Annotated in this window: 15 protein-coding genes and 1 pseudogene; 1 reads left to right on the top strand and 15 read right to left on the bottom strand. The window is 50.0% G+C overall.

What is annotated here, in order from left to right; translation table 11 throughout:
* Positions 1 to 72: 72 nt before the first annotated feature.
* The 12 genes and pseudogenes from ACNQFG_RS02125 to ACNQFG_RS02070 all read right to left on the bottom strand — a co-directional run bounded on the left by ACNQFG_RS02125 (position 73) and on the right by ACNQFG_RS02070 (position 11,251).
* Positions 73 to 255 carry a transposon-encoded TnpW family protein gene (locus tag ACNQFG_RS02125; protein ID WP_423405839.1) on the bottom strand — a complete coding sequence of 61 codons (183 nt, stop codon included), beginning with the start codon at positions 253 to 255 and terminating at the stop codon, positions 73 to 75.
* Positions 252 to 1,109, bottom strand: a complete 858-nt coding sequence (locus ACNQFG_RS02120) for an ATP-binding protein (RefSeq protein WP_423405838.1) — start codon at positions 1,107 to 1,109, stop codon at positions 252 to 254. The genes ACNQFG_RS02125 and ACNQFG_RS02120 overlap by 4 nt, the downstream gene beginning before the upstream one ends.
* A complete protein-coding gene (locus tag ACNQFG_RS02115; RefSeq protein ID WP_423405837.1) occupies positions 1,106 to 1,870 on the bottom strand; it encodes a phage replisome organizer N-terminal domain-containing protein in 765 nt (254 codons plus the stop codon). The genes ACNQFG_RS02120 and ACNQFG_RS02115 overlap by 4 nt, the downstream gene beginning before the upstream one ends.
* Positions 1,860 to 2,051: a hypothetical protein gene (locus ACNQFG_RS02110; RefSeq protein WP_006058351.1), complete on the bottom strand. Its 192-nt coding sequence runs from the start codon at positions 2,049 to 2,051 to the stop codon at positions 1,860 to 1,862. The genes ACNQFG_RS02115 and ACNQFG_RS02110 overlap by 11 nt, the downstream gene beginning before the upstream one ends.
* Positions 2,052 to 2,237: 186 nt before the next feature.
* Entirely contained in the window at positions 2,238 to 3,860 is a 1,623-nt protein-coding gene (locus ACNQFG_RS02105; protein WP_423405836.1) for a relaxase/mobilization nuclease domain-containing protein, read from the bottom strand.
* Positions 3,832 to 4,230: a plasmid mobilization protein gene (locus ACNQFG_RS02100; RefSeq protein ID WP_423405835.1), complete on the bottom strand. Its 399-nt coding sequence runs from the start codon at positions 4,228 to 4,230 to the stop codon at positions 3,832 to 3,834. Before ACNQFG_RS02100 ends, ACNQFG_RS02105 begins: the two co-directional genes overlap by 29 nt.
* Before the next feature lie 596 nt (positions 4,231 to 4,826).
* A complete protein-coding gene (locus ACNQFG_RS02095; RefSeq protein ID WP_423405834.1) occupies positions 4,827 to 6,101 on the bottom strand; it encodes an MFS transporter in 1,275 nt (424 codons plus the stop codon).
* Positions 6,102 to 6,309: 208 nt separating this feature from the next.
* Positions 6,310 to 6,756 (bottom strand): GNAT family N-acetyltransferase, encoded by a 447-nt coding sequence (locus tag ACNQFG_RS02090; RefSeq protein WP_271908999.1) that lies wholly within the window; start codon positions 6,754 to 6,756, stop codon positions 6,310 to 6,312.
* A gap of 48 nt (positions 6,757 to 6,804) precedes the next feature.
* A complete protein-coding gene (locus ACNQFG_RS02085; RefSeq protein WP_271909001.1) occupies positions 6,805 to 7,329 on the bottom strand; it encodes a GNAT family N-acetyltransferase in 525 nt (174 codons plus the stop codon).
* Positions 7,330 to 7,513: 184 nt separating this feature from the next.
* Positions 7,514 to 7,654 (bottom strand): Maff2 family mobile element protein, encoded by a 141-nt coding sequence (locus ACNQFG_RS02080; RefSeq protein ID WP_394803426.1) that lies wholly within the window; start codon positions 7,652 to 7,654, stop codon positions 7,514 to 7,516.
* Between the two features lie 137 nt (positions 7,655 to 7,791).
* A pseudogene (locus tag ACNQFG_RS02075) lies at positions 7,792 to 9,270 on the bottom strand (VirD4-like conjugal transfer protein, CD1115 family); the annotation flags it as partial.
* 85 nt (positions 9,271 to 9,355) lie between these two features.
* Positions 9,356 to 11,251 (bottom strand): AAA family ATPase, encoded by a 1,896-nt coding sequence (locus ACNQFG_RS02070; protein ID WP_423405833.1) that lies wholly within the window; start codon positions 11,249 to 11,251, stop codon positions 9,356 to 9,358.
* Between the two features lie 89 nt (positions 11,252 to 11,340).
* Here ACNQFG_RS02070 and ACNQFG_RS02065 point away from each other — a divergent pair, with 89 nt between their 5' ends.
* Positions 11,341 to 11,760, top strand: a complete 420-nt coding sequence (locus tag ACNQFG_RS02065) for a nuclear transport factor 2 family protein (protein WP_055059684.1) — start codon at positions 11,341 to 11,343, stop codon at positions 11,758 to 11,760.
* A gap of 77 nt (positions 11,761 to 11,837) precedes the next feature.
* Here ACNQFG_RS02065 and mobQ read toward each other — a convergent pair whose 3' ends face one another.
* From mobQ to ACNQFG_RS02050, 3 genes are all read right to left on the bottom strand, one after another.
* Positions 11,838 to 13,346, bottom strand: coding sequence for a MobQ family relaxase (gene mobQ, locus ACNQFG_RS02060; protein WP_423405832.1), 1,509 nt, complete (start codon positions 13,344 to 13,346; stop codon positions 11,838 to 11,840).
* A 233-nt stretch (positions 13,347 to 13,579) separates the two neighbouring features.
* Positions 13,580 to 13,873, bottom strand: coding sequence for a DUF3847 domain-containing protein (locus ACNQFG_RS02055; protein ID WP_417138611.1), 294 nt, complete (start codon positions 13,871 to 13,873; stop codon positions 13,580 to 13,582).
* A gap of 129 nt (positions 13,874 to 14,002) precedes the next feature.
* Positions 14,003 to 14,446 carry a GNAT family N-acetyltransferase gene (locus tag ACNQFG_RS02050; RefSeq protein ID WP_423405831.1) on the bottom strand — a complete coding sequence of 148 codons (444 nt, stop codon included), beginning with the start codon at positions 14,444 to 14,446 and terminating at the stop codon, positions 14,003 to 14,005.
* Positions 14,447 to 14,483: the final 37 nt, after the last annotated feature.

Below are 14,483 nucleotides of genomic sequence, written 5' to 3'. Positions count from 1 at the left end.
CACTATTCCGTATGACTATCATACCACACGCCGGGGCTGGCTGTACAGTCCTTTCTGCTTCTTTACGTCCCGTCAAATCGCCGTTTTTTGTGTAGCAGCTTCCGCTTCCAGCACTTTCATCATCTTGTCGGCTGCGGTGTCGGTTGCGCCCTGCTTGAAAAAGCCGGAAACGACAAGGACAGAGTTGCCTATGCGGATTTCCGTCACGCAATCCGGGCGGCGGGTGCTGCGGTCATTCTTTGGGGTGTTGGTCATAGGCGGCTCTCCTTTCTGTTCATCAGCTTTTTCAGTTGTCCCATTTTCTCCTGCGCCGTGGCTTTTCGGAAGTTGCTCCCGGTAAAGCGGACAGGAGAACACATTTCAAGCAGTCGGTCATAAATCCGGGCGTGGGGCGTGTCCTGCGGGTGCTGCAATTCCTCCAGCGTGAGGTTGGTCGTGACGATCAGCGGCTTGCCGCTTCGGTAACGGCTGTCAATCACGTTGTAGACCTGCTCTAAGCCGTATTCTGTTCCTCGCTCCATTCCAAAATCATCAAGGATCAGCAGAGGGTAGCTGCAAAGGCGGGAAATATATTCGTTCCTGCCCTCAAAGCTGGCGGCAAGGTCACCCAGTATCGTTGCAAAGTTTGTCATGCACACGGGGATTTCACGCTCCATAAGGGCATTTGCGATACAGCCCGCAAAATAGCTCTTGCCTGTGCCAACGCCGCCCCATAGCAGATAGCCAATGTTGCGCTCTTTCATGGTTTCCCAGCTCTCCACATAGAAATGGGCGTGTTCCATTTGCGGGCACTTGCCGTTGTCGTTCTCAAACGTCCAGCCCTGCATAGCCGGGTCGGTAAAGCCCCGCCGCTTCAACCGCTCGACAGTTTCAAGGTGACTGCGCTGTTTCTCTGCGGCTTCCCGTTCCTCACGCTCTGCCCGCTGGCAGTCACATTCTGCCGGGTGGCGGTCACGCCCCAGCCATGCGGCGGTTTCTTTGGGGAAATAGCCCTCTTTGGGCGTATGGCACTTACCGCAGTATAAAAGCCCGTCCTCGCCTGTGTAGTCCTCCGGCTCCGGCGTGGTGTCGGTCATATTCAAAATCATTTCATCAAATCCATTCGTCATAAGCTCTCGCCCTCCTTGCATGAATAATCGGGTATGCCCTGTTTCGGGGCAGCCTTGCCTTTGGCAGCGTCCTCCTGCGCCCACTTGTAAATGGTGGCTGCATGGCTGTGGTACTGTTTCCCGGTGGAAGCGATATGGCAGGATAGGCGGTCAATGTAATACTCCCACTTGCCGGGAAGCTCTGTTTTCAGCCCGTCAAGCTCCGTATCGGAAAGAATGACATTGTGGTATCTGCCATAGGCGGCGGGGGCGGGGTGTCCCGTTTCTAACTCTCTCTCTTTTTCTATTTCTATATCTATCTCTTTCTCTATCTCTATCTCTGGTGGACAAATGTCCGCTCGATATGGTGGACATTTGTCCGCCCCTGTCTGCGGCAGGGCTTTTTGTTCCTGCAAAGCCAGCCGCGCCCTGCGCTTGCGCTCCCCCTCGGTAGAGGACTGGCCGATTAAAAGCTCAATGTTGCTCATGTAGAGTGCGCCGCTTGGCAAAGGCTCCACAAGCCCCAGCTTCATAAAGATTTTCAAAGCTCTCTCTACGGTACCTACCTGCTGGCGGGTAATGGTCGCAATCATCTGGGCGGTGTAGGGGATATTCTCGTCAAGCTGCAATTTCCCGCCGTTTTTCAGCGATTTCAAGTACAGCTTCAAGAGAATGTTGGAATAGATAACGCCGTCCTGCATACTTTCCAGCAGAACGATTGCATCATCGTCAAAATAGCTCTCTTTCAGCTTGAGGTAGTAATATTTGCGGTTATCTGCCATAGGCTGCGTCCTCCTTTTTCCAGCGTTTGGAATAATAGCGAGGGCATAGTATGATAACCGCCCGGAAGCTCTGTTTGCAGTCACGGGTGCAGCCCCGGCATAGGTCGTTGTAAGTGATACGGTTGCGGTGGTTGAGGAAGAAAGACCATTCCAGCCGCCGCTTCTTGCTCATTCTCGGCAATGGTAAGCTCCTTTCTGCCGTTCCTATCGGTGTAGCGGGATAGGGGGCATTTTCTGTATGTTCTCGGTATCATTTTCGGGCTTTTTCTGCCCTGTAAGCCCCGTTTGGAAGTCGGGGAGTATTGCGGTAAGGGTTCATATCATACCTGTATTTTTGTAGGGTTTCGGTATCATTTCGGGGCGGTCTTTAACGCTCCTGTTCACGCTTTTTCTGCTGGCTCGGTGCGCCCCTTAAAATCTGGTCGATATTGCGTCTGACTGTCTGAAGCTCCTGCGCCCGCTGGCGTTTCTCCCGGTAGTCGTTATATCCGGCGTTCTTCTGGACGGTAAGCTGCTCAATCTCCCTTTGCAGGGCTTTGCTGGCTGGCAGCTTGGTTATTCCATGCTCCCGGAAATAACGGGCGGCTGTGTCCGCTATGATAAAATCGCTTTCGTGCTGTTCCCGGTAGGCTCTCCGGGCTTTCTCCGATTTCTGCGCTTTCAGACCGTCACGGGCGGGCTTCGTGCCGATATAGCCCAAAAGGTTGCGCTGCAATTCCTTTTTCTCCCGGATAGCGGCTTCCAGCCCTTTCAGTCCGGCAAGGCTCTCCTGCGTGGCGGTGTTGGCTGCGGAAATGGCAGCGTCCAGCTCGTCCGGGGAAGAAAAGCCATACTGCTGGTAGAGCATGAGGGTAGCCGACATCTGTTTGAGGTTGTGCATGGTCGCCCACTTCTCATAGCCCCGTCCTTTCCCCTCGGCTCGCTTGGCGGCTATGTCTACCATGCGCTGTACAGCGTCATTGTTCGGGGCGTTTTTCGCTTCTTTTTTCGTCCGTAAGCGGTCTTTGATACTGCCGGGGTATTCCGCTATGGCTGCGGGTTTTTCGGCGGCTCTGGCGGCGTTCTGCTCCAAAACGGAGAGGACAGCAGCCCGGTCAAAATCGTCCCCCAGCTTCCGGGCGGTAATTGGCTTCGTCCTGTCCGGCGTGAGGTAACTTAGCCGCCCCCGGCTCTCCTTGACGGTCACACCATGCCGGAGAAGCAGGGCGGCAAACTCATCAAAGCCGGAAGCAGCGGCAAGGGCTTCCCGGATAGTCCGGCGCAGCTTCGCCTTATCCGTTTCAAACTTGGTCTGCCGGGGCGCGATACCGTCCGCAGCAATAGGGGCGTTGGCTCTGTCAAGGGCAGCCTGTCCTTTCTTCTGCGCCCAATACTCACGCTCGGTAATGCGTTCTTTGCTGCCGTTCAAAAGGTCTATCTGGTAAAGCCCCTCGCTGTGGCACATCTCCATGACTTCGGCTTTCAGATAGTTCATAGCTGCGTCCGTACAGCGGTGCTTGCAGCCTGCTTTCCTGTCCGCTGGCCTGTCCATGTGGGGCAGCATGGGAACCTCCGCAATCCGCAGACTGTTAATGACGATATGCACATGGATATTGCCGCTGTGGTTATGCCCGTCCGGGTGGGTGCAGACAAAGGCTTGGTGTCCGGGGAAATGCTCTTTGCAGAACTCCTCGCCCAGCTCCTGTGCCTTATCAACGGTCAAGCCGTTGTCCGTTCCGTCCCGTGGGTCGAAGCTGATGATATAGTGGTGGGACTTCACATCTTCCCGTTTTTGGTTTTTGCCATAGCGGAGATTGGAGCGCATACAGGCTACGGCAAAATCCTCCCCGCCACAATTCAGAGAGGATATGCGGTAGTCTACCCTCGGTATGAGCCGCCCGTTTTCATCAAGGGTGGGCTTCATGGTAAACTCGTCATGCTCAAAGGTAAGGTACTGCTCGGCTGCCCCGTAGTCGGCATTTTTAGAGCTGATATGTTTGAATGTTGCCAACGGCTTCACCTACTTTCTGCAAGACTTCAAACTTCAAGGCAGCAAGGTCGGCGGCGGCTCCCCGCACTTCCTTTTCCAGCCCCCGGTAGGGGCTTCCGTATTCGTTCAGGCTCCGGGCTATCTGGTTTAAGTTGCCGCCGATTTTCCCGTACTCTGCCGTGAGCTTGGAGAGGGCGGCAAGCAGCCCGTCATTGACCGGGGAAACGGTGACAATGGGGCGTATGGTCGCTTTCCGTATGGCTTGCCGGATAAACTCGGACTGGCTGATTTCATAAGCCGCCAGCCGCCCGGTGAAGTCGGCGTATTCTTCCTCGGTCATGCGTGTCTTTACCACATGACGGCGGTGGGGCGTATTGTATTTCTTTCGCATGGTCTGTGACCTCCTTTCTCGCCCGACAGGGCGCATAGCAGGGTTTGGGGAAGGCACTCCCCAACAAGATTCCCGCAGGGGCAAAATGAGCGATAAGCGAATTTTGGTACTGCGGTAGAATCTTGCTCTAAGAAAGTGGCGGCTTTCTCCGTCCTCAGCGTCCTTTGCTTCTCACAAACCCACAAAAGGAAAATCCGCCAACTTGCGCGGCAATCTTTTTTCACCACTACTACGGCGGCGGTGGGCTGTTTGAGCAAAGAGGATTTAGATTTTTAGCTCATATAAGGAACACGGGAAAATGGATTTTGCTACCGTAAAATGAAAAAAGCAGCAAATCTTTTTTGGAAAGACTTACTGCTTCATGATAGGCGACGCCCTTTTTCAAACTTGTTGGATGGGAATGGCTCGCGCAGCGAGGTGTTCCCATCTGGCAAGTACACAAAGGGGTAGCTGGCTTTGCCAGCGTAGGGGAGCTGTAGGCTCCCCTGTCAAAAAGAAAAGCAGGAAACCATGTTGTGATTTCCTGCTTTCTGCCGCCCGTGGGTATTAGATATTCTGTTTTTGTTATATAGCATACGATAAATCGGGGGCAAACACTATAGATTACGAATATCCTTCCGCTGATAAAAAGCAAAGCTGAACAAAGAGCCTAATATTCCGGTACATAAGAACATTACAGCCATACCGCTTCCTGCTCCCTCACCAACCAGCTTATGTAAAACCTGCGTAATCGGGTTTTGTGTAAGCATGAACGGTTCAAACACATAATCCGCCAATAAACCGCCAAGCAGAATTCCTAAGGGGATACTGCTGAACTGAACGGCATTTCTTACTGCAAAAATTCTTCCCTTCATATCTTCTGGAACATTTCGATATAAAATTACCATCTGCCCTGCATTGATAAACGGAATCGGTAAGCTTGCCGCTAAGCCAGCAAGAGACCAGACAATTCCGTTTCTGCCCAATCCCATCATAATGTCTCCCAGCAGAAAGGACAGCATTGCTGAAAGGTAAATCATTTTTGCACTGTTCGCTTTTATCTTTCCAGAAGATACGATGATTCCGCCTATGATTCCTCCAATTCCCATTACTGCGTTTACTATACCGAGCGTAACGCTATCGTTTGCGCTTCGCGAAAGAATCATCGGTGACAAAATATTCTCATAGGTTAATCGGGAAAAAAAGTTCAGCACTGCCATTGTAATAATGACAAGGAAAATCCCATTATGCTGCTTAAGATACTGAAGGTCCTCTTTACACCCAATAAAGACAGATTTCTTTTCAGCCTTCTGGGGGATATCGTCAGGGATTCTCAGCACAAAAAGCAATATCAAAAAAGCAAACAGGAAACTCGACAGGTCAATGATCAAAATCAGTTTTAGGCCACCAAACGCAAATAAAAAGGCTGCAAATACCGGGGACAGAACGGCAACAAGATTATCGGAAAATGAATTCATTCCGCTTATCTGCTCCAACTTCTCTTTCGGCACCACTTTTCCGAGTGCAACATCCGATGCCGGATCCTGAAAAGCACCCATAAAACCAATGATCATATTTACCAAATAAATATGCCATATCTGCAAGGCATTTCCGCTGTTTAAGCAAAAAATTGCCAAAGAACAAATTGCAGCGATACTATCCGATACCAACATGATCTTCTTCTTACTATGGTTATCAACGAAAGTTCCAACAAACAAACTCAGGATAATGTAAGGAAGATAGTTAAAAAATGTCATAAGCGAAACTGTCATTGCAGTTCCTTTTTGCGTATATGTCCACAGAATCAATGCAAAGGTTGTCATAGAACTGCCAAGCTGTGATAATGCCTGGCTAAGCCAAAATATGATATATCTTTTAAAATTACTATTCATTGAATTTATCTCCTTATAGATTCACTTCGTAAAAATTCTCTATAAGTGCAAAATCCAATGTGGACGATTATATTCATCTCTGCGCAAGCATCGTCCAATCACCAGACCTTGCACAGAGAACTACACTTAAATAGATTGTCATGTTGCATAGCATAATATCACTCCCTTCACTATAAGAAACCGTTTAAGAATTGGACTAAATCATCATTTATATTTCAAATAAAGGCAAATTCTCTTTATCGGTTATTGATTTGCTGTAAAAGCCTAAGAAATCCTTCTTTTCCCAGCCTTTGCTAATCCAGAATTTTTTCCCTTGCTCATTCGTTTCCATTACATTCAGACAAACTCTCGTAATGCCTTCTTTTTGCAGTGCGGCAATAGCCGATTCCACTAAACTTGAAGCGATACCTCTCCTTCTATAATCAGGCAATACAACCGTATGATAAATATAGCCCCTTCTGCCATCATGTCCGCATAGTATCGCACCTACTAATTGCCCGTCTTCATATACCACAAAGTTTGTATTTGGATTTCGTTTTAGAAAACAAGAGATACCTTCTTTAGAATCATCCAAGCTACGCAACCCCATATTAGCTGTGTTTTGCCACAGTTCAAAAAGTTCCTCGTAATCATTTATTGTCATTACCTTAATCATATCTTAACCTCAAATTCCAGTTTACCCGATTCATCAAAGCGTAAATCGTCATACCATCTTTTCAAAAAAGAGATGCCTGTTATGTGAAATCATGCCTCCGACTTTCATCTGTGAAGTGGATACTAAATGAAATCCCAACTTTTTGTATAAAGAAGCAGCAGGAACATTTTGCTCTCCAGTATCAAGTCTAACAGCAACACAGGCTTGTTGCTTTGCAAGCTCCATAGCATCATTCACAATAAGCGATCCAATACCTTTTCCAGCCGCACTTGGCCGCACCATTAACAAATGAATAACCGTCACTTTCTCATCTGGGGCGTTACTGGGCCATTCAATTTTTCTATATTCCTCTGGCTGTTGTCCGTCTAAAATAACACTACCCAATACAATGCCATTTTCCTCATAAACATACAAAGCGTTATTCTGTAAAGCTGTTTCTGCAACTTTTCTTGTGGGATAAATCCCTTCCCTAAAAACGGTGTAAGCACCATATTTTTTCTCATGGGCAAAATGTTCTATATACCCTCTTTCTATTACATCTAAATCCGCAACAATAGCCTGCCTAAAACCCATTTTCTTGTGCCTCCGCAAATTTGTATTTGTCTCCCTTCCAACATACAGCATTATAGTACATAATTGTAAAGTTTTCTATATGTTCTAATGATTTTTGAGTGAAAAGCGGTCGGTCTTTTCTATGCCCTTGCTTTACGGAATAGCGCGGGGCGACTGTCTGTACCTGTTTTGTTTTTGTGCTTCTTTACCGCACATGAGCATTAGAGCCGGGGTTGTCGTTGCCGTAACCTTCCAGCAGGTTGACAGCACCCCAAACGCCGAGACCGGCACCCAGAGCGACAACCAGAGTCTGAAGAACTTCGATAGCAGAGTTAAAGAATTCCATAGTCGTTTCTCCTTTATTTTGAAAAAATTGTAGACCGTCCGTACACACCTGAAATTGTATATTTTTGAGCCACGAACTGCGGCGGAAGTGGACTTGCTGGTGTACCTCTCCGGTCAAAAATAAAACCGCCTACCGGGTCAGGCAGACGGGAGCGAATCAGCATCCACCACAACAAATTCATCATTGGGATTGATTTTTTCTTTTCGGTTCAGATATTTTTCTATATCGAAGGTGTTTTTGGAGTCGTAGTCCGAGGTCAACTTGTAGTTGGGGTGCTGGGTCAGGTCGTATTTGTCGCTCAAAAATGGGCGTACACCCCGCAGTTGCAGGATGCACTTGCCGCCGTCCAGCACCGCCAGTTCATCCCGGCTCAATAATTCGTGCCCCATCTTTTGGAAGGTGGTGCCGTAGCTGGGGCTGTTGCCACGGGTGTCCGAGGTGTTGAATGCGTCGATGGTCTCCTTGCCCAGCATCTCCGACAGGTCTTTCAGGGTGGTAGGTTCGCTGCCGCCGAGGAAAATCTGGCTGTCCATGTTGCCCACGATAGTGTCCGCATTGTCCTTGTAGATGGCTTTCAACTGGCTTCTCGCCTGCAAAACAAGGCAGGCAGAGATCTCACGGCTGCGGATGGTCGCCACCAGCTTTTCCAGCTGCGGAATCTGCCCGATGTTGGCGCACTCATCGATCAGGCACCGCACATGGACGGGCAGCTTACCGCCGTACACATCATCTGCTTTGTCGCACAGCAAATTGAAAAGCTGGGTGTAGATCATGCTGATAAGGAAGTTGAAGGTGGAATCCGTGTCCGACATGATGAGGAACAACGCAGTTTTCTTATCGCCCAGCGTGTCCAGTTGCAGCTCATCGTACATGGTGAGATCACGCAGTTCTTGGATGTCAAAGGGCGCAAGCCGGGCACCGCAGGAAATCAGGATGGATTTTGCGGTCTTGCCTGCAGCCAGCTTGTAAAGTTTGTACTGCCGTCCGGCAAAGCTGTTGGGTTTCTTTTTTGCCAGTTCTTCAAACAGCAGATCCACCGGGTTCTGGTATTCCTCGTCATCCTCCAGCACCTGCATGGTGTTCAGCATTTCCAACAGTGTTGCAAAATTCTGCTCCGCCACCGGGGCTTCATAATACAGATAGGCGATAAGCGCAGTCAGCAAAAGACGTTCACTTTTTTCCCAGAAAGGGTCCCCGCCGGACCCTTCGCCCTTGGTGTTGGTCATCAGGGTCGTGACCAGTTTCAGAATGTCCTTTTCGCTGTGGACATAGGCGAAGGGGTTGTAGTGCATCGACTTTTTGAAGTTGATGGTGTTCAGAACTTTTACCTTATAACCATTTTTCAGCATGGCCTGCCCACATTCAAGCACGATTGTACCTTTCGGATCGGTTACGACATAGGAACTATGGCATTGCAGGAGGTTCGGTTTCAGCCAAAATCTCGTTTTGCCAGAGCCGGAGCCGCCGACCACCAGCACGTTTTTGTTCCGGGCGTTCTTGGGGTCAGGTGGACGATTGCTCATCATCAGCCGTTCCGTTTTGGTCAGGATGATGTTGTCGGCAAACTTGGGTGCCATGAACGGTTCAATGTCCTTGGGCGTACCCCATGAAGCGTTTTGTCAAGTGCTTTTTTGAGTTATTGACGCAAATTATCGTGAAAGTGCGAAAGTGCAAAGCGCAAAGGGTCTGCGTTTTGCACTTTCAGCTTGCGGGTTCGGGTGGCTGCTTCTTCTTGATGAAGTTGTACCATTGACCGCCGACACGCCTTGCGCCTAAAATGCCGCCCATGTTGCGCTTGGCGTTCTGTACCGTCCTTTCGGATATTCCGGCTTCGGCTGCGGCTTTTACAATGTCCTCACTGGCAAGCTCTTTCCCGTCTGCAAGCAGGTCAAGTATCAGCCGTTCCGCCTGTTCGGTCTTGGTGGCGGTGTTGCCGCCCGCGCCGGACAGCAGCTCGTCGGCGGTGATGTCGTATTCGCCTATCCACGAAAAGCCCGTTTCCGGGTCAAGGCAAAAGGCAACGGGCTTGCCCTCCGGCGCAAGGGAAGATTTGTCATGGACGATAACGCGCACATTCGGTTCTCGCTTCACGCGCCCGATCAGCAGGACGCTCCTTGCTGCGGCGCGGAAGTCGATAGAACCTAAGCCCCGGTATGCGCTCTGCCCTCCAGCAGCTTTGTTGAGATGTCCGATAAGGATAACGGCGCACCCGGTACGCTCGGCAACATCGGCAAGGCGGCGGAACATGGGGCGCACTTCGTTTGCCCGGTTCATGTCGGTCTTTTCGCCCATGTACGCCTGTATGGGGTCAAGGATAATCAGACGCGCCCCGTTCTGCGTGATTGCCTTTTCTATGCGCTCGTCGGAGAGGGTAAGCTCCCGCTTGGCTTCATCAATCACAAGTACGCGGTCAAGGTCGGCTTCTGCTTCCATCAAGCGGGGCTTGACGGTATCGCCCAGCCCGTCCTCGGCGGTCTGGTAAATCACATTGAACGGCGGCAGGGGCTTCATGTTCGGAAGCTCCCGCCCGGTGGTGCAGGCGGCGGCAAGGCGTAGGGCAAAGGTGGTCTTGCCCTCGCCGGGATTGCCTTGCACAATGGTTACTTTCCCAAAGGGAATATACGGCTCCCATAGCCATTCAACGGTCTGTGTGTCCACCTCGCTCATACGGATAATCTCAACGGTTTCTTCCTGCGGCGGCTCTTTCAAGCCGTAAATCGCTTCCCGGATATACTTCCCGTCCGCGATTTCTCCCCGGCGCGTCTGCACCTCGTTCCAATCTTTGAAAAGGGGAATAAGACGGTGGACGGTCAAGCCCTCCGGCATAAGCTCCACAAGGCGGCTGCAAGCGTCGTTTCCGGCTTGGTCGCTGTCAAGGCAGAGGTAAACGGTCTTGATGTTCGGACGGTCAGAGAGGAAACGCAGCAGGGCTTTTTCTCCCACGCCGCCCAGTGCAAGGTAGCTTTGTTTCTGCCATTCCTTTTTGAACAGGCAGAGGAAAGATAAAAGGTCAATCGGTGCTTCAAAGACAAACAGCCTTTCGCCCTCGCCCCGGTAGCAGAAGTTAAAGGCTTTGTCGCTGCCTTTCACATCAAGCCGGAAGCTCCCGGCTGTGCCGCGCTGGTGGGCGTATCTCGGTATGCCGCTTTCATCTCTGCCGACGAATACGGCGTTGTGATGGGCGGCTTCCTCGTAAATATCGCCGCTGGAAATGAAAAAGCCCGTCACATCTTCATCAATGCGGCGGGCTTCGGTAAGATACCTTTTCACTTGTTCGGCGGTGGGGCTGCGGGGCGGCAATCGGAAGTCGGAGAGGGGCGCGGGGCTGTCCGGCGGTGGGGCTGCGCCTTTCTCTCCTGTGAGAAGTTCAACGGCTTCGGTAAAGCTCTTTCCGAAAAACTCCATGAGGAAGTCAACGGGGCCGCCGCCCTTGCTCTGGCTGTGCCTGTACCATTTGTTTCCCCGGACGGTCAAGCTGTCGTGCCGTTTCCAGCGGTACTCGTTCCCGGCGCGGGTAAGCTGCTCGCCCTGTGATTGCAGGAAAGAAACAAGGTCGGCTTGGTTGGCGTGGTCTATCTGTTCTTGGGTGTAATACATGGCTGATACCTCTCTTTCTGTGGTTGAATTGTTCATAGTTTTGATGTAGAATGAAACCGAAAAATCGGAAGTTAGTGAGGTGCTGGATTGTGAATGAAAGAGAAAAAAATATTCACTTATGGTTTGAAATGTGGCTTACAAAACAGGATTTAGGTATTGATAATATTTTTGCAGAAGATGTAATTTATACTGAAAGTTGGGGTCCAAAATATAATAACCGTCAAATCGTAAAACACTGGTTTCAGGAATGGAATACTCGTGGCAAAGTCGTTGCTTGGGAAATCAAACAATTTTTCCACAAAGGAAATCAGACGATTGTGGAGTGGTATTTCAAAAATGAAATGAACAATGGGAGCATAGAGGAATTTGATGGAATTTCCCTGGTTGAATGGACAAAGGATAATAAAATAAAATCATTGAAAGAGTTTGGCTGCAATTTGAATAATTATAATCCTTATGAGCATAGTGACCTGCCCGAATTTAGGGACGAAAGAGCAAGTTGGTTTTAATATTAGGAATCAATAGCGTCCATTTTATCGGAAAACATTTAGGACGGACAGGCAAAACCGCTTGCCCGTCCTTTCCTTTATCGCTCCTGTTCATGCCGCTTGGTGCGGTTCTGTGTCTGTTCCGGCTGGTCGGCGCGGAGTGCAATATCCACACACCTGCGGATTTTTTGAAGCTCGGCAACCTCGGCGCGGGTTTCTTTCAGTTTGGTATAATCGCTGTCCCTTTGTGTTTTGAGGTCAGCATATTCCTGTTCCCATTCCGCAATAGGCAAGGTCTTTGTTCCTTTCGGCAGATTTGCATGGAGATAGCGGTTTGCCGCGTCCCATAGGGTAAGCTCGGCGCGGCGGGCTTCCGCAAACTTCTCCTGTTTTCCTTTCCAGCGGATTTGCCGATACTCGTCCTGTATGGGCTTGTAGGTCTGATAATTTCTGCCTTGCTCCATGAGTTTTTGCAGTTCTTTCATGCGCTGCTCGGCGGTTTTCATTCCCTCCCGGATTGAATAGGCTCTATCACTGACAGAGGAAAGGGAAGCGTCAAGCTCATCAAGATTAGAGATACCATGCTCGGAAAGATAGTTGACCGCCGCCGCTATGGTTTTCAATTCATCGGCTGCGTGTTGGTGCTGCCAACTTTGCGAATACTTCCGGCTCTTTTCTCTCTGAACGCTCAAATACTTCATCAGCAGATTTGCAAGGTTGGGAGATTGCGGCGGCGGCTCCGGGGCGGTTTCCCGCGCTTTGAACAGGTCGGCAATCCATTCTTTGAGCTTCCCAATCTGCGCCCGGATTTCCCGGATAAGGCGGTTTGTCTTTTGAATACTGCGGTTCAGTTCGCCTTTCTCGGTGGCTACACCTTTCTTCTCCATCTGGCAAGCCGCCACGCCCATGTGGACGGTGGGCAGCTCGTCAATTCCTCTCTCGGCGTTGCTGCGGTGGTCGATACGCTCCGGGCTTCCGTTCCTCTCCAAAAAGTCGTTGGTATAGTCAGCCCACGCCTTGCGCCACAAGAGGGTGTTGTCCTTGTCGTTCCAGCCTGTAAGGTCAATTTTGTGCGTCTTGTATCTGCCGCTTGGCAAGCGGATACGCTCGCCGTTTTCATCAAGGTCATATTCCTTTTTGGATTTCGCCGCCCATGCGCCGCGCTCGTCAAGTGGTCGCATAGTCAGCATGATATGACAATGGGGGTTGCCGCTGTTGGTGTCGTGGATAACAAAATCCACACACATTCCCTTAGAAACAAATTGAGAGGAACAGTATTCCCGGACAAGCCGGATCTGTTCCTCTCTGGATAATTCTATGGGGAGCGCTGCGTCAATCTCACGCGCAAGCTGGGCGTTCCCGGCTTTCTCGTAAAGCTCCACGCTGTTCCACAAGGTTGAACGGTCAGAGAATGAGGGTGGCGCGTGGGGTGGCAGTATGATTTCTGTATGGACAACGCCGCCTTTGCGAGTGTAGTCATGGGTCATTCCGTCCCATTCGTTTGTCAGCTTTTCGCCGCTTCGGTAGGCAGCAGCGGCAACGGCTGATTTGCCTTTTCCTCGGCTCACAATGCCGATGTTCCAATGGTAAATGGCTATGGGTATCACCTCCCGGATAGGATAATAAAACCCTCAAAAATGGTACAGACGCCAAAGGCGGGTGTACTGTTTTTGTGGGTGTGTAGGGATAGCCGCGAAGCGGCGCAAGGGGTGCAGCCCCTTGTTGCGGCAAAGCCGCCATATCGGAGCGCGGGGAAATCTCCCTGTGCGGAGACAAGCCCTCGGCAGAGCGCACACGCCCGTAAGGGTGTATAAGTGCGCCCTTAGTTCCTAAGGGATTTTCAGCTTGTCGCTCCCTCGGCTCGTTTTTTCAGATATTCCCGCGCTGGTTCACTCGTCAAGGCAAGCCGGAGAAGTGCTGTGGCTTCCTCGTCGGTCATGTTCTTTGCTTCCGGCACAACGCTTTCAAAGACCGCGCCCCGGACAATAAGGCGGTGGCTGCGCGTTCTGCGTTCCTCTTTGGATAGCTTCTGACGCAACATCTTTTCTCGGTTCTCAAACTGCCGGATTTTCTTCTTCCCGTCCTCGATCTCGGCTTGCAGTTCTTCGCGGGTTTTCTCTCTCGGTTTTGTCATGGTTGGTCGCTCCTTTCTGCTCATGGCTAAAAGAAAAGAGCAGCCGTTTTCTGTACGAAAATAGCTGCTCTCAGTTGGTGTATTCTGTTATTGAGTAGGCGTTATCTGCCCGATAAACTGGAAGTTTCTTTATAACTGCCTTTGCAGATACACCATATCCACTAACTGTACTCCATCCTCATATATTGGATGGTCGTAATTATCTGTAAAGAAATTTGGTATGATATGCGAACGGACAAACCCACACTTTTCATAAAACGGGATTGAAAGCGGACTATCTCCTGTTCCCACTTGCAGAATTGAGTACTTTCCCCTGTAATTATTAATAACAAACTCAATTAAGGCTCTTGCATAGCCTTTGCCTTGATATTCTGGAACTGTAGCAATATTCTTGATTTCAAGTATGCCATTTCCTTCATCGGTTATGACACACTCGCACTTTGCCCCAATGTCATCAAGTACATACATCTTGCCTTTATCAAGATAACGGTCAACCATATCTTCCTGCTCATCTGCTAATAGGAGCAAATCCAGATATTGTTTTTTATTCTCTTTAACTTCAACAATTTTCATTAATCACACCTTCAACTTCCGATTTGTCGCTCCATTG

The sequence above is a fragment of the Faecalibacterium prausnitzii genome (assembly GCF_049532945.1).
GTDB lineage: Bacteria > Bacillota > Clostridia > Oscillospirales > Ruminococcaceae > Faecalibacterium > Faecalibacterium prausnitzii_N.
This window is presented reverse-complemented; position numbering and strand designations above follow the sequence as displayed.